The sequence below is a fragment of the Lysinibacillus sp. UBA5994 genome (genome assembly GCF_002429725.1).
Classification (GTDB): Bacteria; Bacillota; Bacilli; order Bacillales_A; family Planococcaceae; genus Lysinibacillus; species Lysinibacillus capsici.
In genome coordinates, this window is the sequence record NZ_DJAU01000041.1 from 20,118 (window position 1) to 41,602 (window position 21,485).

The window sequence follows — 21,485 nt, forward strand, 5'->3', positions numbered from 1 at the left end:
AGGGGGTAGCCAGCAGGCAACTCCCTCTTTCTTATGCTTTAAATGTTGAAAATAAACGCTCTTGCATTTTTTCCTCGAATGAAAACTTTTTCATGCTCAAACCTATTAAGCTTACTAATAGCTCCTCAATATCCGCTAGTGAGTAATAAAGGAATGTACCTTCTCGCATTGGACGAACCCGTTTGTCAAAAGTTAGTTCATCTTCAATAAAGTAAGCGACATTAACATCACAATGTTCCATCAATTGTGTAATACGTTGATCATCACCTGGGTTTATAAAGAATGGCACAATTTTATCAATATACAAAATACTTTGAACAAGCTTAATGAAGAAATTTTCACGCAACGATGTCTCCACAACTAATATGGTCGTTTGCTCATGTTGATAATCCATATATAAAACGTTTAATTGCTCCTCTAGGAGCGTTTTTAAAATACCAATAGAATTGCGATACTTTGTCATATCCGTTTGGATTTCCCTTGTTAGTAAACGTAAAATACGAAAGGCTGGCAGAAAAATTTTTAAGACAATTTCTTTAGGATGTAAATGGTCAATTAATTTATTAAAATGAATTCTCAGATTATTTTCGTCACAGCGGATTAATTGCTCTACAAATAAGTTGAAAATCTCTTCAAAGCTATTCGCTCGATAGTCGATCATTTTCGTAATTCTCACACTATAGTTCAAAGGAAGATTCATTGATTTTTGCTCATCTAACAATCTTACTTTTGGTAATGTTGGAAATAAATCATAAACAAGTTCTACTTGTGCACTGCGATTATCGGATAACATAACAACAGAGTTTACTGGGTAAATCCCTAAACATTCTACAAATTTATGCATAAAGCTCTCATTATATAAATGTCGATCTCTGTATAAGACAGCTAAAGCATCTGTAGCACCATAGCCAACATGATAGACTCTCTTGGATGTCATCGCTGAATATACATCAACAATTTGTAATAATTGTACACCCTCACTCATATCATCCGCACAAAGTTGATTTGGATAGCCCTTTCCCGCAAAACGTTCATGATGATCTCTTGCCAAATAGGCAATGTCTTCCTCGTTATGTTCCATGAGTAGCTCGTAGCCTTTTGTTGTGTGCGTCTTTACAATATCGAACTCATCTTCAGAGAGTTTACGTTTCAGATTTAATATTTCTTGGGGTATAAAAACCTTCCCGATATCATGGAACAGGTAGCCCCTAGCTAATGTTTCAATATCTGTTAAACCTAGGTATCTAGCAAAAATTGTACCTAATACAAACACATCAAATGAATGGACAAATGAATACTCGTCCCATTCCTTTAAACGCATAAGTAGCTCATAGCGATGTTTTTTTTCCAAAATCTTTTCAAAAACACCTCTTACATAAGCCGTATCCTGTATGCTTTTAAGAATTTGTCCATAGCGTAATTCGTGCACGACATTCTCCAACGTTGTCATAAAAAGCTGACTAACTGTCTCTTTATAATCATCCACAGGATCTCTTTTTTCAATTAATGGGGCAAATAGATCTTCATATTCTCTTGTTCGTTGAGCACTTAAATCATGTACAACTCGAACTGAATTAGATGGCAAATAGACAGATAATTCATCTACTTTACGAAGTTTAAGTAAGGCAATAATTCGCTCCGTTAAAACTAAATCCTTTTTAGCCAATAAACGATACTCTGAAAAAATATCTTCTGCTAATATATCATTTGCTTCAACTTCATGAATACTTAAGGTTACTTTTCGTAGCATATATTTTGCCACATACGCAATGTACTAAGCACTATGTGACTCCCTCCTTCTTCCATAGGACTGCGCTATTCTGATAAACGTATAACAATACGTTTTGCTGATAGAGGCTTTTATATTTCATAGGCATGTCTAAAGTGATCTAGCGTACATCAGTTTCGATGGAGATTAAACGACTTAATTATATTTAAAAAATATAATTACCATTATCTATACCATTTACAATATCATAGGTTAAAATGCCTTTTCAACTAGTATATGGGTCTCGAATGAACAGTTTCTACCACTTATATAATGAAAACTAAACAAAAATACAAATCTTTTTACCTATTAAAATACTTATAAATATATAAATAAATAAAAATATAGATAAATAAGACTTCATATTATTCATTTAAAGACGGAAAAATAACAAATAAAATTAAATTTACGCAATAATTTTATTTTGTAAAAATTGAAATTTATTCATTAAAAAGAAAGGTAATCTAGTTGTATCCTCCTATAAAATCAAAGGTATTTCTTTTTATTTAAAAGATAAAATGAAGCGAGTTCTGTGCTATGCAAGTTAATTAGTTTTAGCTCCCCCTTTTTACATAAGGTATAATCGATTACCGAACAGTCATGATATGGATGAAATTCCCTCTATGCGTTGTTCCATCTTTTTGGTATAAATAAGTTATTATAGTTAGTATTAGCTGTTAAATAATGAATAATTGACAGGCTAAAGACACATCACCTTTTAACATTCATTCGTCCGGAAGTTTGAACTGATACATAGGAAGGTCTGACCAGAAATATATATACTATAAAATTTTCTATTGTACTTTTTGGAGGAATTTAATTGCAGTCTCAACGTTTATTTCAACTAGCTATGGCTTCTGCTTTAGCAACAAGTGCGATTATTATCGCACCACCCGCACACGCAGCATCATTTTTTCCTGATATCAACCCAACCAATGAAGAAGGTAAGGCTATTATTCAATTAGCAGAGCGTGGCATTATTTCAGGCTATATGGATGGGACATTTAAACCCGCTAATCCTATTACACGTACACAGGCTGCGAAGATTTTAGCAGGTATTTTAAAGTTAGATACAGTTCACGTAAAAAATCCCCAATTCAAAGACATCAAACCTGGCGATGAAAACTACGGAGCCATTGCAGCATTAGCAAATGCTGGCATTATTAATGGTGCAAATGGTTATTTCTACCCTACTCAAAATATAACTCGCGAGCAAATGTCTAAAATGATTGCGAAAGGCTTTGGATTAACAAGTACGAGTAACACACAATTACCATTTACAGACGTTAAAAAGGGGAATGAATTTGAGCCTCATATTAAAGCATTGTTTGCAAATGGGATTACCAAAGGAACATCTGCAACCACTTTCGGCCCAAAAAGCAATGTAAAGCGCTCTCAGCTGGCTGCTTTTGTTGTACGAGCTGAAAAGTTGCTAGGCAATGCAACCGTCTATGCAAGTCAATTTAAACAGGACTATATTTTTGCTTCTTATGGTGGTCTTGAGCCAGCAGAGGATATTTTCACATGGAATGAAGAGGAAGATATGACAGAGTCTATCACAATTACCCCTATAAAAGAAGGTACGGGTAAATTAGTGATTACTGGATTGACTGATGATTCAGAGGACTTTATTGACATTTTTTATTTAGTACATGTCAAAAATGTAAATGGTAAGCTGAAGGTAACACTTGAAGAAGTAGAAGAAGATGATTATATCGAAAATTTACCACTCGATTTGTCTGAGAGCAAATTACCATTCATACCAACAGAGGTGACGGTTCAAAACGCGAATGGACAGCCACTCGCTTCAAATTTCTATAACTTTAATCAACAAGATCAAACACTGTCCATTTCGCAAAATGGACAATACATTGTTAGATTTTCAGATGGGACGCAACAACAAAAGATGGCCGCAGATGTGTATTCCTATGATTTTGTTCGCAGCATTGATTTATATCATTTGACAGATGAATTAATACTGACAGCGCAAGAATTACCTTTCGAACCAACACATGTAGCACTCGAAAGCTTTGGTTTTGAGCCAGTGCCTGTAAAAGCGACAATTCTTGACGGGCAACTACATATTACGCCAAAAGCTGAAGGTCTAGCGATTCTCCATTTAACAGGTAAAAACAATGAAACATCATACCTTTATATTGAAAGTAAAAAAATTGCTGGACAGTGGGCCTTTTTAGTGACAGAGGATGAGGATGAATTTTAAATAACGTGAAATGCCAGATGAACATTATGATTCATCTGGCATTTTGTCTTTCGAGCGTATTTGCAGTTCAGGGGTACGTTCTAGTTGCTCTATAAATTTTCTCGTCTTAAACCGAATACCGGTTTGTTCTTCATAGATGGTTGTTATAATTTTTTTAATGAAATATTTTGTTTCTTTTTTTAGTTCTATTTTTCCAATTTGGTCGATAGGAACAGTGTAGAACATCCTGATAAGTTTCAGCTGTGTTGGCGTTAAGCGAATGATATAGGGGTCATGCTGATAACAGCGATGGCATAAGAATCCTCCTTGAGCAAAGGAAAAAGCGAATTCCCCATCTACTGCGCCACACGCAGCACAGGCATGTAAAATAGGTTGTACACCTGTATAGGGCAACATTTTCCATTCAACAAATAGCGTAATAGCTTCAGGATCGTAGCCATCCTCAATTGCTTGTAGTGCATGTAGTAAAACATCGAACGCAAATGGCTCTGGCTTTCCTTCTTCCACAACTCGCTCCACTAATTCCATAATATAGCTAGCATAAGCAGTAGCCATAATATCCTCACGAATATGGCGCATTGAATTTAAATGTTCTCCCTGTTGCAAAGTTCCCATGCCTGTATGATGTTGTACCATAAACATCCCATAGGTAAAGGGTTGCGTGATGGAAGCCAATCTACTAGAAGGTTTTTTTGCCCCTCTAGCCATCGTAGCCACTTTACCAGCTTCCCGAGTTAGCAAAATAACAATCTTATTAGATTCCCCATAAGCGCGAACCTTTAATACAATCCCCTCCCATTTATGAAGCATAATCCCCCTCCTTTCATAAAAGAACTATCCATGCAAAGAGAGCTGCCCAAAATAATTTTGGACAGCTCAAAAATAAAAATGATCAAATACTTCTAGATCCTTTTGTGCCTACAAGAAGAAGTTAACCTAAAACCGTCACGTCAAAATTTGGCGTCTATTCCTGATTCAACGGGCCATGTTCGTCAACGTTACAATTCATTGGCTAAGCCAGTAAAAACTTAATATTCATCATCACGGAATCCAAAATCACGTAAATGTGTAGCTTTATTACGCCAATCTTTTTGCACCTTTACCCATAGCTCTAAATAAACTTTAGACCCTAGAAGCATTTCGATATCCTTTCGCGCACGTGTCCCTACTTCTTTTAGCAAGGCTCCACGTTTTCCAATAACTATCCCTTTTTGAGAATCACGCTCCACAATAATTGTAGCCGCTACATGAATTTTATCCTCATTTTCTTCATCACGACGAATTTTATCAATTACCACCGCGATAGAATGGGGAATTTCTTCACGCGTTAAATGTAGGACTTTTTCACGAATAAGTTCAGATATGATAAATCGTTCAGGATGATCTGTCACTTGATCGGCTGGGTAATACTGAGGTCCTTCTGGTAAATACTTCGCCAATGTCACTAATAAATTTTCAACATTATTGCCTTGTAGCGCAGAAATCGGTACAATCTCCGCAAAGTCATAGCGCTCTTTATAGCTCTCAATAATTCCCATTAGTTCATCTGGATGAATGGCATCAATTTTATTGATGACCAAAAAGACAGGTGTTGGGTTTCCTGCTAGCATTTCTAGAATAAATTCATCACCTTTACCGAGTTTTTGCTCAGCATTAACCATAAACATAATAACGTCTACTTCACGCAATGTGTTTTTAGAAACCTTCAGCATGAAATCGCCTAGTTTATGTTTTGGCTTGTGAATACCTGGTGTATCAATAAAAATCATTTGGCTATCATCTGTTGTTAGTACGCCTTGTACTTTATTTCGTGTTGTTTGTGGCTTATCACTCATGATCGCAATTTTTTGGCCAATGACACGATTTAAAAATGTCGATTTGCCAACATTTGGACGACCAATGATGGAGATAAAGCCTGATTTATAGCCATTTTTAGTTTCCTGCATTCTCTAAATCCTCCGTCGTAAATGCAAACGGTAGTAATTCGCCCACTGACGTTACCGTCACATCACCTTTTAAATTCGTTAAATAAACAGGCATAGTTGGAGCACAAAACTCCATCATGACCTGGCGACATGCTCCACATGGGGCGCATGGTCCGTCTGTATCAGCTACAATGGCAATGGCCTCGAATTCGTAAATCCCCTCCGATACTGCCTTAAAAAACGCTGTACGTTCAGCACAATTTGTCATACTATAGCCTGCATTTTCAATATTACAACCGTGAATAACCTCTCCATCTTTAGTTAGTAGAGCTGCCCCTACTTTAAATTTTGAATAAGGAACATAGGCTTTTTCACGTGCCTTTTTTGATTCTTCTAATAATGCATGCATATCCATTGTCATCTATACTAATTCTCCCTCACATTTATGGTTTATTTTCAATTAGAAGACACTCATTTCCATTAAAACCATTTTGGCAGAAAGATGAGTAATCCGATTATAGCACTGAATAGCGCAAATACAAGCACTGCACCTGCTGCAATATCTTTTGCTTGCTTAGCAAGCGGATGTATCTCTGGGGAAGCTAAATCGACTACCCGTTCGATAGCTGTATTCATCATTTCCAGCGCAAACATTAGTGCTATTAATAGTAGCACAATATACCACTCCATACGAGATAAACCTGTCAAATAACTAGCCAGTATAACAATGATTGCACTTACTATATGTGATTTCAAATTTTGTTCTTTACTTGCAGTTATGATGCCTTCAAAAGCATAGCCAAAAGATCGCAAGTATTTTCGCAAATTCATCTAATCTCGACCTAAGCCAAAAGTTTGGAGAATCTCATCTTGCTTTGCAAACATCACTTTCTCTTCTTCTGGCTCCATATGGTCATAACCAAGTAAATGTAAAAAACCATGTACAGCTAAAAAGCCTAATTCTCGCTCAAAGGAATGATTATATTCCTCTGCTTGCTCTTTTGCACGATCAGTCGAAATAATGATATCACCTAATACACGTGGCATACCTTCAAAAGTTACTTCAATTTCCCCTTCACCTAGCTCCTCTAGTGCAAAGGAAATGACATCTGTTGGTTGATCTTTGCCACGATATTCACGATTAATATCTTGAATTGCCTTGTTCGTTACAAACGTCACCGAAACCTCTGTTTCTGGCTCAATATTTTCTACACTTGCAGCATGATGTAATAGCTTTTCAACAAGTTCGATATGTTGTGCTCCCACTTCATTTGTTTCATCCGTAAAATCAATTGTTAAAATCATAGATCCTCCTACTTATCTGCCTTTGGATATTCAATACGTGAATGGAATATCCCATTCAACGTTTCACAAAGTACTCTCTCTATACATTTTAACTCTTTTATTGAAATATCGCATTCATCAAACTGATTATCTTGGACGCGATCATCGATAATCGCTCGTACTAGCTTCTGAATTTTCTCTGCATTTGGCTCTTTCATAGAACGTACTGCTGCCTCGACACTATCCGCAACACTTATAACAGCTGCTTCTTTTGTTTGTGGTTTGGGCCCTGGGTATCGGAACTTTGCCTCATCAATATTTTTTCCTTCTTCCTTTGCTTTAAACAAGAAGAATTTTAACAAACTTGTGCCATGATGTTGTAAAGCGATATCAATAATTTCTTGGGGCATTTTATAACGTTTTAACATATTGGCACCATCTGTCGTATGGGCGATAATAATCTCTGCACTTGTTTCAGGTGGTAACGAATCATGCGGATTGATGCCCGACATCTGATTTTCGATGAAAAAGGAAGGTCGTTTGGTTTTACCAATATCATGATAATAACAACCTACACGCGCTAATAAACCGTCAGCACCAATCTCTTCACACGCAGCTTCCGCTAAGTTCGCTACCATCACACTATGATGATATGTCCCTGGAGTTTCCATTAATAATTTTTTTAATAATGGATGGTTGGGATTGGATAGCTCAATTAAGCGTAAAGACGAAAGCAAGCTAAACGCCGATTCAAAGAATGGTAAAAGTCCCATCGTTAATGCCCCTGAAAGCAAGGCTGATAACATCGCCGCTATTAAGTAAAATGCTAATTCTGGTAAGCCATAGGATGATTGTGTCATTAACAAATAAAACGCAATAAATGCCATGTTTACAAGGGAAATCACACCAACCGCATGTAAAATATGTGAGCGTTTTTCCACACTACGCAAAAAGAATAGGCTTGCAAACCCTCCGAATATGATATACAGCGTAATTTCCATTTGCATAACTGAGGAATAGCCTTCTTGAAAAATTACCCCTGCTGAAGCAGCCGTCATAACTGTAATTAATACGGCTGCTCGCTCATCTGCTAGCAATCGTACAAGCATCGTCGCTAGTGCTGTCGGAAATAAAAAGGCAATCGTCACATCAAAGCCACTAGAAACTAAGCTAATAAATTTCATTAGCAAAATAGACAAGCTATAAACAATCACTGTGACTAACAGTGCATTACGTTTTTTTCGTTCGTTCGTCTCCCAACGCTCAAATAAAATATACATAAACATCATTTGTAGTAGCGTTAAAATAATAAGCCCTGCTATCGGCTTAAAGGAGGCTTTATTACTAACCATCCCTAATAGCTCTAATTGTCTAAAAGCCTCATTGTCAATAATTTGGCCTTCTTGAACAATAATCTGACCTTGTAAAATTCGTGTCGGCTCTACACTTTCTTTGGCCTGCTGTTTTCGAATCTTTGTTTGTTCTTCGTTAATTGTTTCATTTTCAATAATGCTTGTACGTCCTATTAACACGACTGTATTGAATATTTTATCAGGATATCCTCTTTGTCCACGAATCTTTGTTTCAAAATCATTTTGTGCAACAAAGACGTTCTCTGGTCGGATGGATTTTTGTAAATATTCCTCTACAAATTTAGATAATTGCGTACTTGTTCTAGTTAAATCATCTTCACTTTGTACTAATAGACCTTCCAGCTGAGAATCTGTAAAAATTAACGGCATCTGGTCTTCGTCAATGGATTCAAATTTTTTTCGAAGCTGTGTAACCTGGTCTGCAATAGGAATAGGTTCCTTACTATTTGCAACATCTTTTTTCACTTCCAAAACATAATCAAATAATGATGTTACAATCGCTGCTCTTTGCTTGGCGACATCCTCCGAAAATTGATAGACTGAATCCACTGCATTGGCAGCTTTTTCTCGCTCTAGCTGTGTTTTATAAGTGTCTTCAATCGTTTTAGTAGATCGTACGGTTTCAGGCGCAAGCTGTAATGGTTTGAAATCATATGTAACTCCTTTAACATTGCCATACATGAACCCAAATTGTAGGCCACCTGTTAAAATGAGAATGATGATAAGAAAGTAGCGAAAACCGATAAGCTCTGTAAATTTTCGAAGTTGTTTCTCCATCTGGCACCTCCTCTATCTACCTACTATCATACCAATTCAACATACATTTTTCTCGAAAAATGTATAAGAAAGCAAAAAACAGCTATGCATCTTCGCATAGCTGTCACATTTTTTTCCATATTTTGATTAAATTCGTGGTTTAGGTTTTAACTATATGGATGTTTTAAACCTCGTTGCCCCTGTCGCTTCGCTTTCGGGGCAGACTTTAGAATTGCTACGCAATTCTAAAGTTGCTGTTCTTCGTAGGCTTGAATGATTTTGGCTACGATTGGGTGACGTACGACATCGCCTTGTTCTAGTACTTGGAAATGAATAGATTTAACATACTTTAATGTACGTTCTGCTACAATCAAGCCAGATTCTGTATTTTTGGGTAAGTCGATTTGCGTTTTATCACCTGTGATGACCATTTTAGAGCCGAAGCCTAGACGAGTTAGGAACATTTTCATTTGTTGATGTGTTGTATTTTGTGCTTCATCTAAAATAACAAAGGCATCATCTAATGTACGGCCACGCATATAGGCTAAAGGGGCGATTTCAATCGTTCCGCGTTCAATTAGCCGCTGTGTTTGTTCTGAGCCGTAGATGTCGTTTAAAGCGTCGTAGAGAGGTCGTAGATATGGATCGACCTTTTCCTTTAAATCTCCTGGAAGAAAGCCTAGAGACTCTCCAGCTTCAACAGCAGGGCGAGTTAAAATAATTCTCTTAACATGGCCGTTTTTAAGTGCCTGTGTTGCCATGACTACCGCTAAATACGTTTTCCCAGTACCGGCTGGACCAATACCGAAAACAACGTCTTTATGACGGATTGCTTGTATGTATTCTCGTTGACCAATTGTTTTTGCACGAATTGACTTACCTTTCGTCGTGCGTGCTATTTCTTCATCATATAGTTCTGCAAAATACTCGATTGTTCCTTTTTGTGTCATTTCAATAGCTGTTGTGACATCACGTTGATCAATATTAATTCCTTTGCGAATGACCTTCAATAAAGCATGCAGAAGAAATGTTGCCTGTTCCTTAGCATTTTCTTCACCCGCAAGTTGAATTTGTTCACCACGCGTAATGATATGAACATTAAGTGCTTCTTCAACTAATTTCATATTTGCATCGGAAATACCTAGTAGCATAACCGCTTCATTTGGATTATCCACCTGTAATACAGTTAACTGTTCTGACATAATCATTCTCCTTGTAGGCCTTGTATTGGACTTGCAATGTTTTCATTGACTAAAAATAGAACTTTCCCTTCAACTGTACCATTCCCCCACTTTGCCTGTAAAAGGTTTTCTTTCTTGATGATTGTTTTTGCAGGTAACGAACGTAATACTTTTTCATGCAATAAAGGAATCAGCAATGACTCAATTTTCGATTCATCCAACTCTACTTGCATCGTTTTCGTCTGTTGCTCCTCTACAATTGAAACATAGGGAGATAGCCAATTCGGTAAATCCTTTCTTTGTACATAATCCACCTTTTCCTCATGTATACCCTTTATCAACACTCGCCATTGCTTTTGCTGCAAGGTTTCCACGGTAATTTTTGTTGGAATTTTAAATGAACATTCAAGCCAATAGTCTGCATAAACCTCTCCCTTCGCCCCTACAAAAACTTGATCTGTGCCACTTTCTAATACACCACTTACGAGGACGTCACCCTCGTAGGCTGTATCATTTACTGAAATTTTTCGCTCGCCATGCTGTATATTAAAGTGTGTAATGACACCACTTTTCGTTGCTACTATATGGGAGGCTAATTTATCAGTTGTTTGCTCTGTTTGTTTAGGTGATTCTTGTGGTCTCAAAATTACTCGTCCGCCATGTTTATCAATATGAACCCATGATAGCTCTCGGTGTTGCTCTAACAGCTTTTGTCGTATAACCGTATTGGAAGGTAACTTTTTTTGAGATAAAGGGGTTTCTAATTGAAAGGTTTCATGAAAGGTCTTACCTAAACGCTGCTCTAGTTCTGGTGTTGCGGCTTCTATGTCCACTCGCCATATGACTTGTGCACAAAGAATTGGAATAGCAATCATAAAGGCTAAGCCCAATAAAGTCCAAATTTGCGCTCGAAAAACTTGAAGCTCATCTGCATAAAATACAGCCATTTTTAAGCGAAAACGTCTTCGTACACGGCGAATTTTTGGTAGATAATGCATCGTCGTTTCAAAGGAAACTTCCTGCTCACGAAAGACAACACGCTTTAATGGGACATGTTGAGCGTGCAATGCTTGAATAAAAGGATGAACATTTTCATGGCGCTTTATACGTATAATGATTGGCCGATTATTCCACATTTTAGCTCACACCCATATTCTTTGTCATTTTCATATGAAGCTCCTGTAGATTGTCAACAGTGAGATGTAGCATTTCTTCTTTGAGCGCATTGATTGTCACTGAATCCGCATTGACAGTAATATGATAATCTGCATAGACAAACGAACAGGTCGTCGCATCTGCATGAATAAAACGGTAGGGTCCAATAATTTTTAATGATTCGTATTCTAACAACTCAAGTAGTGGCGTTAATTGAAATAATTTTTTCATAAAAAATGCCTCCTTCTTCGGCAATATATGCATCGAAAAAGGAGGACATGCTAGTTATTTTCTTTTTGATTTCGGTGGCCCTAATATTTCAGCCATCACGATTGCTTGCATAAGATCATTTTTAGATTGAGGTAGTTGTAAAGTCAAATTTGTGCCAACTGATTGCACTTCTTTTTTTCCAGCAGCTAATCGTCCTCGACCTTCTCGATTAGAAGAACGGCTAGGGATATCTGCTGGAATGACAGCTGGAGCAACATAGCTTGGTATTTCCCTTTTCACTTGTTCTTCAACAAATTTTTTAGGCTCCTCGACTTTCTCATTTTCTGGAATCCAATCTCCTATAAATTCTCGTGCAAAATCTTCAAAACTCTGTGCTTTCCCAGTACGATGTGGTGCTTTCTCCGTAACTGGAGGCTCCACCACGGTGTCTTTATTAAAAGGAGGCATCTGCTTCTGAGGCTTTTTATTTTTTGATTTTCCGAAAATAGAGCTGACTATGGCAATTATGGCGAAGATTATTAACTGTTCCATATGTTAGTTTCGCTCCTTTCCGTTATTATTAAGCATTGGGTTCATTTTTTTCTGGTTTATCATTGCTTACTTTTGAGATAGAGTCGCGCATCGCTGTATCTGCTTGGATATTGCGATAGTTCATATAATCCATAATGCCAAGATTACCAGAACGTAAGGCTTCAGCCATCGCTTGTGGTACTTCCGCTTCTGCTTCTACTACTTTTGCCTTCATCTCTTGAACACGTGCAATCATTTCTTGCTCGTTTGCTACAGCCATTGCACGACGTTCCTCAGCTTTTGCTTGCGCAATGTTTTTATCAGCTTGTGCTTGTTCAATTTGTAATTCAGCCCCGATGTTTTTACCGATATCTACATCCGCAATATCAATGGATAAGATTTCAAAGGCTGTTCCTGAATCCAAACCTTTAGATAAAACCGTTTGTGAAATCATATCTGGATTTTCTAATACTTCTGTATGACTAGTAGCCGAACCAATTGTAGAAACGATCCCTTCCCCTACACGGGCAATAACTGTTTCTTCACCAGCACCACCGACTAAACGCTCGATGTTGGCACGCACGGTAATACGAGCCTTTGCTTTTACCTCAATCCCGTTCATTGCTACACCTGAAATGAAAGGTGTTTCAATAACTTTTGGATTAACAGACATTTGAACAGCTTCTAATACATCACGCCCAGCTAAATCAATTGCTGCACAACGTTCAAATGACAGCTCAATATTGGCACGGTGAGCCGCAATTAAGGCATTCACTACACGGTCAACATTACCACCTGCTAAATAGTGACTCTCTAACTGATTAATCGTTACAGGTAAACCTGCTTTATGTGCTTTAATCAACGGATTAACAATTCGAGAAGGGATTACACGACGCAATCGCATCCCAATTAATGTAAAAATGCTCACACGTACACCTGCTGCTAATGCAGAAATCCACAATGCAACGGGTACAAAGGTAAAGAATACCGCAAGCACAATGAATAAAATAACTAGTCCAGCAATAGGACCAATCAAAGCTAAATCAAAACCCATTTTCTATTCCTCCATCTCTTTATCTGTTTGTCTCACAACAATGCGTGAGCCTTCAACTTTAATAATTTCTACATGTTGATTGGCATCGATATAGCCACCTTCTGATACAATATCAATGCGTTCACTACCAAGTACCATTGTTCCAGATGGACGAAGTGGTGTAAGCGTTTTCCCAATTTTTCCTAACAGTTCTGTGCGATTCACATTGGATACATACCCTTCTTCTGTCGTGGTTGCATCCATTAACACAAGCCTGTTTAAGACATGCAGTTTTTTCCCGAAAAATTTCATCAGAATCACCATTCCTATCATCGCTATCACAAGCGCAATGAGAATTGCTACTATCATTTGCATCATATTTGCACCTGCCAGTATCAGACTTAGTACTATTAAGACACCACCTAAAATACCAACAATTCCACCAGGGACAAAAAACTCTGCAATTAAAAGGGCTAAGCCAACAATAAATAACAATAATGTTTCATATCCCGCAAAGCCGGCCACCATATGTCCAAAGAAAAATAAACCAAGTGCTGATAAGCCCATTATACCTGGAACACCAAATCCTGGCGAATAAAGCTCCATCACAAGTCCTAAGCTAGCGATAGACAATAGAATAGGTACAATGATGGGATTTGTAATAAAACGAGCTAACTTTTCAGAAAAGGTTGGTTCAATGGGAACAACATCACTACCATTCAAGTTGGTTACTTCTAAAAGCTCCTGAAAATCGTTAACCGTCCCTTCAGAATATTTAACCTTTGCTGCCTCTGAGGCTGATAGGGTTAACAAATTCTTTCCGCCAGCACGGTATTCTGGTAGTTCATAGTTGGTATCTGCCATTGCTAATGCATACTTAGGGTCGCGCCCTGACGTTTCTGCTGCTGCTTTCATTTGAGCAAGCCAAGCGCTATTGGCCTTTAGGTCGGCTGCATTACCTGCTGAATCGATAACTGCCGCTGCACCGATTGTTCCATTTGGAACCATGTAGATCTCATCCGCATGTAAGGCTAAAAACGCTCCTGCTGAGTGCGCATCCTTATTAATATAAGCAATCGTTTTTATTTGCGTTGCATCCATAAGCATGGCGATATCGCTTGCTGCATTCACAAAACCGCCAGGCGTATGTATTTCTAAGATAATCGCCTCTGCATTGTTTTCTTCAGCCTCTTTAAAAGCTCGTTCTAAAAATGCATGAAGTCCTCGCTCTACTTCATTATGAATCGGAACATGATAAACCTTATTACTGGCTAAAGCCGAAGTTAATGGAAACGCTAACAAAAGAGTCATCCATATCACTAGTAAATAGCTGAGGATTCTCCGTTTTCGCATCTTTTTCCCTCCCTTCTAACATGCCTCTCCTCTGTATATACGGTCAATCATGCGAAAAGTTTCACAAATCTTAAAAAATTTATTAATTATTTATCATTCGATCTAATGCCAATTACTAACACTTAGTATGTGCAAAAAAGCCGAATGAATCAAAGTGATTTCATTCGGCTTTTTCATATGTACGTAAAGTTGAGCAATGTAAAATACCTGAAATTAATCAAAAATGTGATTAATTTCAGGTATAACTTTGTCTGCTCAGTGAATCATACAATTGCGTGTTATGAACGTAGGGATTTTTAATGGGAAATTAAATTACCACTTACGTTTACGTGCAGCTTCTGATTTCTTTTTACGTTTTACGCTAGGTTTTTCGTAGAACTCGCGCTTTCTAACTTCTTGAATTGTACCACTTTTTGATACAGTACGTTTGAAGCGGCGAAGAGCATCTTCAAGCGATTCGTTTTTGCGAACGACAGTTTTTGACATCTCTCTTTCCCTCCCTCCGAACACACGTCAATACACAATTAGGCAAATCACCTTCTGTTGTGTACTAAAAAATTATATCGTATTGTCTAATAATGGTCAATAGAAAGTATGCGAAATTATCAAGTGAATTTTTGGTTTTATTTTTGCTCGAATTATTCATACACAATTCGCCCACAATAAAAATAATTACATTTTCCTAACAATTAAGGGGTTTACAAAAAATAGAATAAGGGCGTAGAATAATCACATTCAATTTCATATCGGCCAAATCTCAACTATTTGAGAACGGAGGAACCAATCTTTTGGGGTTAATTCTGCTTTAGCAGAAGGGATGAGAAAGCTCTTTCGCCATCCTACCCGTCAGCTAACTTCGTCGGCTAAAGCGAAGGAGGTCGTTATTGACCACCATTATTAGCATGCTTTCTACCCTTTTCATGCTCTAATCGTAGGTCTTTTTATTATGCCATCTAACAAACAGTTGTTTACTATTCAGAATTGAGGGAAAATTAAATGAACAATTTTAAAAGAGCATTAAATCCTCCCAAAGTTCTTGTATTGGGCTTTGCCCTTATCATTGCCATAGGTACGTTTCTTTTAACAATGCCATTTTCTACTGAGGATGGGAAGGGTTTGCCCTTTTTAGATGCTTTATTCACTGCTACATCAGCTACTTGTGTCACAGGTTTAATTGTAGTTGATACAGGTGATACCTTCTCTATTTTTGGCGAAGTGGTCCTTTTATTCTTAATCCAAATTGGCGGTTTAGGATTTATGACATTTGCCACATTATTATTTTTACTGCTTGGAAAGAAAATTTCATTAAAAGAAAGACTGCTGCTTAAAGAAGCATTTAATAATATCTCCATTGCTGGTCTTGTTCGATTAGTGAAAAGAATATTGCTCTTTACAGCATGTATTGAAATAATCGGTGGTCTAATTCTATCGATTCGTTTTTCTTTTGATATGCCTATTGGAAAGGCCCTTTATTTTGGATTTTTTCATGCCATATCCAACTTCAACAACGCGGGCTTCGATTTAATGGGTGGCTTTAACGGAATGACTGCCTATGTTGATGACCCCTTTGTTGTTTTCACCATCTGTGCTCTTATTACAATCGGTGGATTAGGCTTTATTGTGATGAATGAATTGTATGAATATCGTGTAACTAAAAGGCTTTCTGTCCATTCAAAAATAGTCTTAGTAACGACACTTTTGCTCACTGTTAGCGGAACCATTTTGATATTTTTGTTTGAGTATGGCAACCAAAAAACTCTTGGACCATTATCCGAATGGGGTAAAGTATTAGGTTCCCTTTACCAAGCGGTTACACCACGAACTGCTGGCTCCAATACACTGGCTATTGGGGACTTAACGCATTCTACATTATTTTTAATGATTCTTTTCATGTTTATTGGGGCAGGCTCTGGGTCGACTGCTGGAGGTATTAAAATCACAACCTTTGCTGTTTTAGTAGCTACTATGTGGTCACAAATTCGAGGAAAAGAAGATGTCGTTCTCTTTAAACGTAGAATTGTTACTGAAACTATCTTAAAGGCTTTGACGGTTACAATGTGTGGAGGATTAATTGTTGTAGTCGTGACGATTATTCTCAGTATCACGGAACAGCATCATAGCTTTATGATGTACTTATTTGAGGCTACCTCTGCGTTTGGTACTGTTGGTCTTTCGATGGGCCTAACTCCAGAGCTAACACCTGCTGGTCGTCTTCTTCTGATTATTACAATGTTCGCAGGAAGAGTAGGACCATTAACCATTGCTTTTGCCATTGCAAAACGAAGAAAAAAAGAGAGTTTCCGCCACCCAAAAGGAAATATTATGATTGGATAACCAAATGAGAGGAAGACAGAACGCTATGACCATTAAACAATACGCTGTGATTGGCTTAGGTAGATTCGGAACAAGCGTCGCTCGCAGATTGCATGAAGCTGGACAGGAAATATTAGGAATTGATATAAATGAAGAAAGAGTAGAGGATGCCGAACCCTATGTGACTCACGCTGTGGTTGCAGATACAACAGAAGAAAAAGCCTTAAAATCGATTGGTATTGGTAACTTCGATTGTGTTATCGTAGCGATCGGTAATGATATGCAATCTAGTATTTTAACCGTCTCTTTATTAAAAGAGCTAGGGATCAAAAAAGTGATCGCAAAGGCACTTGGTAAAAGACATGGACAAGTGTTAGATAAAGTAGGAGCTGATTGGATTATTTACCCAGAAAGAGATATGGGTGAACGTGTAGCTAATCAACTCCTATCCCCAAATATGTTGAATTATATCGAATTATCAAAGGAATACAGCATTGAAGAAATTATGATTCCTTCCAAAATGGCTGGACAAAACCTTCGGGATTTAGACTTGCGCGCAAAATATAACGTCAGTGTAATTGCGATTGTGCGCGAAGGTGAAATTATTATCTCCCCTTCTCCTGAGCAAATTATTGAAAAGGAAGATTTATTAGTAATGATTGGTCATCGAAAAGATCTTAGCTTATTCTCAAATATTCAGTAACCGCAAAAAGGCTGTGTCAAGTTCACCTTGATACAGCCTGCCATTTTTGTCTTAGAAAACTTTCTTTTGATCTCTATCATCTTTTAAAATTTCAACAGCCTCTCTAAAGCGCTGGGAATGAACAATTTCCCGTTCACGTAAAAACTTCAAGCTATCATTTAAATCCGTGTCATCTGATAAGTCAATAATCCATTGATATGTGGCACGTGCCTTTTCTTCGGCTGCTATATCCTCATACAAATCCGCGATAGGGTCACCCTTTGCTTGAATATAGGTTGCTGTGAATGGTACCCCCGAGGCGTTTTGATAAAATAGAGCCCGATCGTGATTTACATAATGATCACCCAATCCAGCTTCTTTCAGCATTTCTGGTGTTGCATCTTTTGTTAGCTTATAAATCATCGTGGCAATCATTTCTAAATGTGAAAATTCCTCTGTTGCTATATCGGTCAATAACCCTACTACTTTGTCAGGAATCGTATAGCGCTGATTCATATAGCGTAGAGCTGCTGCCAGTTCCCCATCCGCTCCTCCATATTGTTCAATTAAAAACTTTGCAAGCATTGGGTTACATGTACTAACTTTTACCGGATACTGGAGTTTCTTTTCATAATACCACAAAGATTTTTCCTCCTAGTCTTTTGTTTAGACTTGCCATGGCCATGGTGTATCAATCCAGTTAAAAGGATAATTCGAATAGCTTCTCCCAAAATTCATGAGTGGTCCATATTTTTGCTCAAAATCAATTTTAAGTTTCATACTTTTCTCTGTATTTTCATTAAATTGCTGAATGGCGTCATAATCGTGTGGATGAGTGTCTAAATAGAGGTTTAATTCAACAATGACGAAATCAATTGCTTGTATTTCTTCTAATTGCTTATAAAATTCGGGCGGCATCTTTTTAGTCATGCTTCCTCCCTCCTTTTAGGGGAAATGGGTATGGGCTAAACAACTGTGGCCATAGTGTTCCTGCCATTAGCGCTTCTCTGGCGGTTGGAAATTGTGGAAGTCCAGGTGGTTGAAAACCCATATATAGTTGTGGGGGTGTTGCATAATACTTAACTTCTATAGGCTTACAAGGATCAAAGGGGCTAATATAGGGCCTCCAAGACTTATACTGTGTAAACATGACATCCTCCTTTCTGTATTTACATTCATCAGTGGAGTATATGTGTATAGAAAATTATTATGCTGATTAAACACAAAGAAGCCATAAGCTCATGTCAATGTACACATGAGCTTATGGCTCTATAAAAAGATAATATTAATAGTTGGAGTCTGCAATTAAACCATTCATAATAGCTACACCAGAGCTAGCCCCAATACGAGTCGCACCTGCTTCTACCATTTTTTTCATGTCCTCTAAGCTACGAACACCACCTGATGCTTTTACACCAAGTTCTGGACCTACAGTTTTACGCATAAGCGCGATATCCTCTGCTGTTGCTCCACCAGTAGAAAAACCTGTAGATGTTTTCACATAGTCAGCACCCGCTGCTACAGCTAACTCACATGCCTTCACTTTTTCTTCGTCTGTTAGTAAGCATGATTCAATAATGACTTTTACAAGTGCGCTATCTTTAGCTGCTTCTACCACTGCTGCGATATCTGCTTGTACAAGGTCATAGTTTTTATCTTTTAACGCACCGATATTAATAACCATATCTACTTCTTTTGCACCGTTAGCAATGGCGTCTTTTGCTTCAAATGCTTTGACTGCTGGTGTATTGGCACCAAGTGGGAAGCCGATAACCGTACAAACTAACACGTCTGTACCCTGTAATAATTCACTGCTTCGCTTTACCCAAGTTGGATTTACACAAACAGAAGCAAAGTTAAATTGTTTAGCTTCAGCACATAATTTTTCAATTTGTTCTTTTGTTGCCTCAGCCTTTAATAATGTATGATCAATCATACGTGCAAAATTTTTTTCCATTGTTGAACGCTCCTTCATTAAACAAGATGTACGTACCTCTTCGAATCATATCATTTTTTCGCGATGGCGTCTAATTTCTTTCTATATAATGAACACCCAAATATAAACATTCCAGAACGAGTCATGTTTATCTGAAGTCCTCAAAAGATTATATAGAAAGTGATAACTTAATTATTTCACAAAAAAATCTTATATGTACTGATTTTATAAGGATTATGTTATCATAAATCACGTATCTAAAATATGTACAACGAAAAACTTATTAAATGTTTGGAAACACAAGGTAATGTGAATTGAAAGGATGATATATATCATGAGTAACGAGCGATCAAAAATCGTGAGTTTTCATACTCTAGGTTGTAAAGTAAATCATTACGAAACAGAAGCAATTTGGCAGCTGTTTAAAGAAGAAGGCTATGATCGAACAGAATTTGATCAACAAGCAGACGTTTACGTCATTAATACATGCACAGTTACGAATACTGGAGATAAAAAATCACGTCAGGTTATTCGTCGAGCAATTCGCCAAAATCCGGATGCAGTTATTTGTGTAACAGGATGCTATGCACAAACATCCCCTGCAGAAATTATGGCAATCCCTGGTGTTGATATTGTTGTTGGAACACAAGATCGTACGAAATTACTTGGTTATATTGAACAATATCGTGCGGAACGACAACCGATTAATGCTGTACGTAATATTATGAAAAACCGAGTATACGAAGAATTAGATGTACCAGCATTTACAGACCGTACACGTGCTTCGTTAAAAATCCAAGAAGGCTGTAACAATTTCTGTACATTTTGTATTATTCCATGGGCACGTGGTTTAATGCGTTCTCGTGACCCACAAGAGGTATTACATCAAGCACAGCAATTAGTAGATGCTGGTTATCTTGAAATTGTCTTAACTGGTATTCATACAGGTGGCTATGGTCAGGATTTAAAAGATTATAATCTTGCTCAATTACTACGTGATTTAGAGGCCAATGTAACAGGCTTAAAGCGTCTTCGTATTTCATCTATTGAGGCTAGTCAATTAACAGATGAAGTAATTGAAGTACTACGTGAATCAAAGATTGTCGTGAATCATTTACACATCCCTATTCAATCTGGTTCTGATACGGTATTAAAACGTATGCGTCGTAAATATACAATGGAGTTCTTCGGTGAACGTTTAACAAAATTACATGAGGCTTTACCTGATTTAGCTGTTACTTCTGATGTAATCGTTGGTTTTCCAGGTGAGACAGAGGAAGAGTTTATGGACACATATAACTTTATTCGCGATCATAAATTTTCTGAGCTACACGTTTTCCCATTCTCTCCTCGTACAGGAACCCCTGCTGCACGTATGGAAGATCAAATTGATGAAGACATTAAAAATGAGCGTGTGCATCGACTCATCTCTTTAAACGATCAGCTAGCAAAAGAGTATGCTTCTCGTTTTGAAGATCAAGTGCTAGAAGTTATCCCTGAAGAATTTGTGCATGATGACAGTGAAGAAGAAGGCCTTCTAACAGGCTATACAGACAATTACTTAAAAGTAGTTTTTGAGGGTCCAGAAAGTCTAATCGGACAACTTGTAAAAGTAAAAATTACACAAGCAGGCTACCCTCACTCAAAAGGACAATTTGTACGCGTTTTAGAAACAGTGAAATAAATAGTGAAAAAAGGGTTGCCAATTTTATATGGCAACCCTTTTTCCTTTTAATGAAGCTAATCATTCACTTGTATTTGATT

General features: G+C 37.5%; 22 protein-coding genes and 1 riboswitch. Of the genes, 4 read left to right on the plus strand and 18 right to left on the minus strand.

Going from position 1 to position 21,485, the window contains the following annotated elements; genetic code table 11:
- Window positions 1–31: 31 nt before the first annotated feature.
- Window positions 32–1,750 (minus strand): HD-GYP domain-containing protein, encoded by a 1,719-nt coding sequence (locus B3D98_RS13515; protein ID WP_054550114.1) that lies wholly within the window; start codon window positions 1,748–1,750, stop codon window positions 32–34.
- An 838-nt stretch (window positions 1,751–2,588) separates the two neighbouring features.
- On the opposite strand from B3D98_RS13515, the gene B3D98_RS13520 reads away from it, so the two are divergent.
- Window positions 2,589–3,989 (plus strand): S-layer homology domain-containing protein, encoded by a 1,401-nt coding sequence (locus B3D98_RS13520; RefSeq protein WP_048392195.1) that lies wholly within the window; start codon window positions 2,589–2,591, stop codon window positions 3,987–3,989.
- 24 nt (window positions 3,990–4,013) lie between these two features.
- Here the strand turns inward: B3D98_RS13520 and recO are convergent, their stop codons facing one another.
- The 13 genes from recO to rpsU form a co-directional block, all read right to left on the minus strand.
- A complete protein-coding gene (recO, locus tag B3D98_RS13525) occupies window positions 4,014–4,799 on the minus strand; it encodes a DNA repair protein RecO (RefSeq protein ID WP_048392194.1) in 786 nt (261 codons plus the stop codon).
- A 218-nt stretch (window positions 4,800–5,017) separates the two neighbouring features.
- Window positions 5,018–5,935, minus strand: coding sequence for a GTPase Era (gene era / locus B3D98_RS13530; RefSeq protein ID WP_004227129.1), 918 nt, complete (start codon window positions 5,933–5,935; stop codon window positions 5,018–5,020).
- Window positions 5,922–6,335 (minus strand): cytidine deaminase, encoded by a 414-nt coding sequence (locus B3D98_RS13535; protein ID WP_081011012.1) that lies wholly within the window; start codon window positions 6,333–6,335, stop codon window positions 5,922–5,924. Before B3D98_RS13535 ends, era begins: the two co-directional genes overlap by 14 nt.
- A gap of 59 nt (window positions 6,336–6,394) precedes the next feature.
- The gene (locus B3D98_RS13540; RefSeq protein WP_048392193.1) at window positions 6,395–6,745 is read right to left on the minus strand and encodes a diacylglycerol kinase family protein; all 351 of its coding nucleotides are present in this window, start codon (window positions 6,743–6,745) and stop codon (window positions 6,395–6,397) included.
- Complete coding sequence (ybeY, locus tag B3D98_RS13545) at window positions 6,746–7,219, minus strand: rRNA maturation RNase YbeY (RefSeq protein WP_066036447.1); 474 nt, start codon at window positions 7,217–7,219, stop codon at window positions 6,746–6,748.
- An 8-nt stretch (window positions 7,220–7,227) separates the two neighbouring features.
- Entirely contained in the window at window positions 7,228–9,348 is a 2,121-nt protein-coding gene (locus tag B3D98_RS13550; protein ID WP_004227107.1) for an HD family phosphohydrolase, read from the minus strand.
- Window positions 9,349–9,572: 224 nt separating this feature from the next.
- The gene (locus tag B3D98_RS13555; RefSeq protein ID WP_016994096.1) at window positions 9,573–10,529 is read right to left on the minus strand and encodes a PhoH family protein; all 957 of its coding nucleotides are present in this window, start codon (window positions 10,527–10,529) and stop codon (window positions 9,573–9,575) included.
- A gap of 2 nt (window positions 10,530–10,531) precedes the next feature.
- Window positions 10,532–11,644: a sporulation protein YqfD gene (locus B3D98_RS13560; RefSeq protein WP_048392191.1), complete on the minus strand. Its 1,113-nt coding sequence runs from the start codon at window positions 11,642–11,644 to the stop codon at window positions 10,532–10,534.
- A gap of 1 nt (window position 11,645) precedes the next feature.
- Window positions 11,646–11,894 (minus strand): hypothetical protein, encoded by a 249-nt coding sequence (locus B3D98_RS13565; protein WP_221680076.1) that lies wholly within the window; start codon window positions 11,892–11,894, stop codon window positions 11,646–11,648.
- 54 nt (window positions 11,895–11,948) lie between these two features.
- Window positions 11,949–12,425, minus strand: a complete 477-nt coding sequence (locus B3D98_RS13570) for a hypothetical protein (RefSeq protein ID WP_288583555.1) — start codon at window positions 12,423–12,425, stop codon at window positions 11,949–11,951.
- Window positions 12,426–12,453: 28 nt separating this feature from the next.
- On the minus strand, window positions 12,454–13,458 hold the full coding sequence (gene floA / locus B3D98_RS13575) for a flotillin-like protein FloA (protein ID WP_016994103.1): 1,005 nt from the start codon (window positions 13,456–13,458) through the stop codon (window positions 12,454–12,456).
- A 3-nt stretch (window positions 13,459–13,461) separates the two neighbouring features.
- Window positions 13,462–14,790 (minus strand): NfeD family protein, encoded by a 1,329-nt coding sequence (locus B3D98_RS13580; RefSeq protein ID WP_066036448.1) that lies wholly within the window; start codon window positions 14,788–14,790, stop codon window positions 13,462–13,464.
- Between the two features lie 312 nt (window positions 14,791–15,102).
- A complete protein-coding gene (rpsU, locus tag B3D98_RS13585) occupies window positions 15,103–15,276 on the minus strand; it encodes a 30S ribosomal protein S21 (protein WP_004227078.1) in 174 nt (57 codons plus the stop codon).
- A 252-nt stretch (window positions 15,277–15,528) separates the two neighbouring features.
- A riboswitch (cyclic di-AMP (ydaO/yuaA leader) is annotated at window positions 15,529–15,670 on the plus strand.
- A gap of 116 nt (window positions 15,671–15,786) precedes the next feature.
- Between rpsU and B3D98_RS13590 the strand changes: the two genes are divergently transcribed.
- Both B3D98_RS13590 and B3D98_RS13595 read left to right on the plus strand, forming a co-directional pair.
- Entirely contained in the window at window positions 15,787–17,124 is a 1,338-nt protein-coding gene (locus B3D98_RS13590; RefSeq protein WP_048392187.1) for a TrkH family potassium uptake protein, read from the plus strand.
- 25 nt (window positions 17,125–17,149) lie between these two features.
- The gene (locus B3D98_RS13595) at window positions 17,150–17,806 is read left to right on the plus strand and encodes a potassium channel family protein (protein WP_004227067.1); all 657 of its coding nucleotides are present in this window, start codon (window positions 17,150–17,152) and stop codon (window positions 17,804–17,806) included.
- 51 nt (window positions 17,807–17,857) lie between these two features.
- On the opposite strand, the gene B3D98_RS13600 is transcribed toward B3D98_RS13595, so the two are convergent.
- The 4 genes from B3D98_RS13600 to deoC form a co-directional block, all read right to left on the minus strand.
- A complete protein-coding gene (locus tag B3D98_RS13600; protein ID WP_004227065.1) occupies window positions 17,858–18,427 on the minus strand; it encodes a manganese catalase family protein in 570 nt (189 codons plus the stop codon).
- A 24-nt stretch (window positions 18,428–18,451) separates the two neighbouring features.
- Window positions 18,452–18,715 carry a spore coat protein CotJB gene (locus tag B3D98_RS13605; protein ID WP_016994107.1) on the minus strand — a complete coding sequence of 88 codons (264 nt, stop codon included), beginning with the start codon at window positions 18,713–18,715 and terminating at the stop codon, window positions 18,452–18,454.
- Complete coding sequence (locus B3D98_RS13610) at window positions 18,708–18,935, minus strand: spore coat associated protein CotJA (RefSeq protein WP_004227061.1); 228 nt, start codon at window positions 18,933–18,935, stop codon at window positions 18,708–18,710. Before B3D98_RS13610 ends, B3D98_RS13605 begins: the two co-directional genes overlap by 8 nt.
- Window positions 18,936–19,070: 135 nt before the next feature.
- A complete protein-coding gene (gene deoC / locus B3D98_RS13615; protein WP_048392186.1) occupies window positions 19,071–19,742 on the minus strand; it encodes a deoxyribose-phosphate aldolase in 672 nt (223 codons plus the stop codon).
- 313 nt (window positions 19,743–20,055) lie between these two features.
- Between deoC and mtaB the strand changes: the two genes are divergently transcribed.
- Window positions 20,056–21,405 (plus strand): tRNA (N(6)-L-threonylcarbamoyladenosine(37)-C(2))-methylthiotransferase MtaB, encoded by a 1,350-nt coding sequence (gene mtaB / locus B3D98_RS13620; RefSeq protein ID WP_048392185.1) that lies wholly within the window; start codon window positions 20,056–20,058, stop codon window positions 21,403–21,405.
- Window positions 21,406–21,485 lie beyond the last annotated feature (80 nt).

What these genes read in the sequence shown, in the direction of transcription:
- B3D98_RS13555 (WP_016994096.1), bottom strand. Translation starts at nt 10,529, where the DNA reads ATGTCAGAACAGTTAACTGTATTACAGGTGGATAATCCAAATGAAGCG.
- B3D98_RS13605 (WP_016994107.1), bottom strand. Translation starts at nt 18,715, where the DNA reads ATGACTAAAAAGATGCCGCCCGAATTTTATAAGCAATTAGAAGAAATA.
- deoC (WP_048392186.1), bottom strand. Translation starts at nt 19,742, where the DNA reads ATGGAAAAAAATTTTGCACGTATGATTGATCATACATTATTAAAGGCT.
- B3D98_RS13565 (WP_221680076.1), bottom strand. Translation starts at nt 11,894, where the DNA reads ATGAAAAAATTATTTCAATTAACGCCACTACTTGAGTTGTTAGAATAC.
- B3D98_RS13540 (WP_048392193.1), bottom strand. Translation starts at nt 6,745, where the DNA reads ATGAATTTGCGAAAATACTTGCGATCTTTTGGCTATGCTTTTGAAGGC.
- B3D98_RS13570 (WP_288583555.1), bottom strand. Translation starts at nt 12,425, where the DNA reads ATGGAACAGTTAATAATCTTCGCCATAATTGCCATAGTCAGCTCTATT.
- B3D98_RS13535 (WP_081011012.1), bottom strand. Translation starts at nt 6,335, where the DNA reads ATGACAATGGATATGCATGCATTATTAGAAGAATCAAAAAAGGCACGT.
- B3D98_RS13550 (WP_004227107.1), bottom strand. Translation starts at nt 9,348, where the DNA reads ATGGAGAAACAACTTCGAAAATTTACAGAGCTTATCGGTTTTCGCTAC.
- B3D98_RS13580 (WP_066036448.1), bottom strand. Translation starts at nt 14,790, where the DNA reads ATGCGAAAACGGAGAATCCTCAGCTATTTACTAGTGATATGGATGACT.
- mtaB (WP_048392185.1), top strand. Translation starts at nt 20,056, where the DNA reads ATGAGTAACGAGCGATCAAAAATCGTGAGTTTTCATACTCTAGGTTGT.
- B3D98_RS13560 (WP_048392191.1), bottom strand. Translation starts at nt 11,644, where the DNA reads ATGTGGAATAATCGGCCAATCATTATACGTATAAAGCGCCATGAAAAT.
- rpsU (WP_004227078.1), bottom strand. Translation starts at nt 15,276, where the DNA reads ATGTCAAAAACTGTCGTTCGCAAAAACGAATCGCTTGAAGATGCTCTT.
- era (WP_004227129.1), bottom strand. Translation starts at nt 5,935, where the DNA reads ATGCAGGAAACTAAAAATGGCTATAAATCAGGCTTTATCTCCATCATT.
- floA (WP_016994103.1), bottom strand. Translation starts at nt 13,458, where the DNA reads ATGGGTTTTGATTTAGCTTTGATTGGTCCTATTGCTGGACTAGTTATT.
- B3D98_RS13590 (WP_048392187.1), top strand. Translation starts at nt 15,787, where the DNA reads ATGAACAATTTTAAAAGAGCATTAAATCCTCCCAAAGTTCTTGTATTG.
- B3D98_RS13595 (WP_004227067.1), top strand. Translation starts at nt 17,150, where the DNA reads ATGACCATTAAACAATACGCTGTGATTGGCTTAGGTAGATTCGGAACA.
- recO (WP_048392194.1), bottom strand. Translation starts at nt 4,799, where the DNA reads ATGCTTCATAAATGGGAGGGGATTGTATTAAAGGTTCGCGCTTATGGG.
- B3D98_RS13515 (WP_054550114.1), bottom strand. Translation starts at nt 1,750, where the DNA reads ATGCTACGAAAAGTAACCTTAAGTATTCATGAAGTTGAAGCAAATGAT.
- B3D98_RS13610 (WP_004227061.1), bottom strand. Translation starts at nt 18,935, where the DNA reads ATGTTTACACAGTATAAGTCTTGGAGGCCCTATATTAGCCCCTTTGAT.
- ybeY (WP_066036447.1), bottom strand. Translation starts at nt 7,219, where the DNA reads ATGATTTTAACAATTGATTTTACGGATGAAACAAATGAAGTGGGAGCA.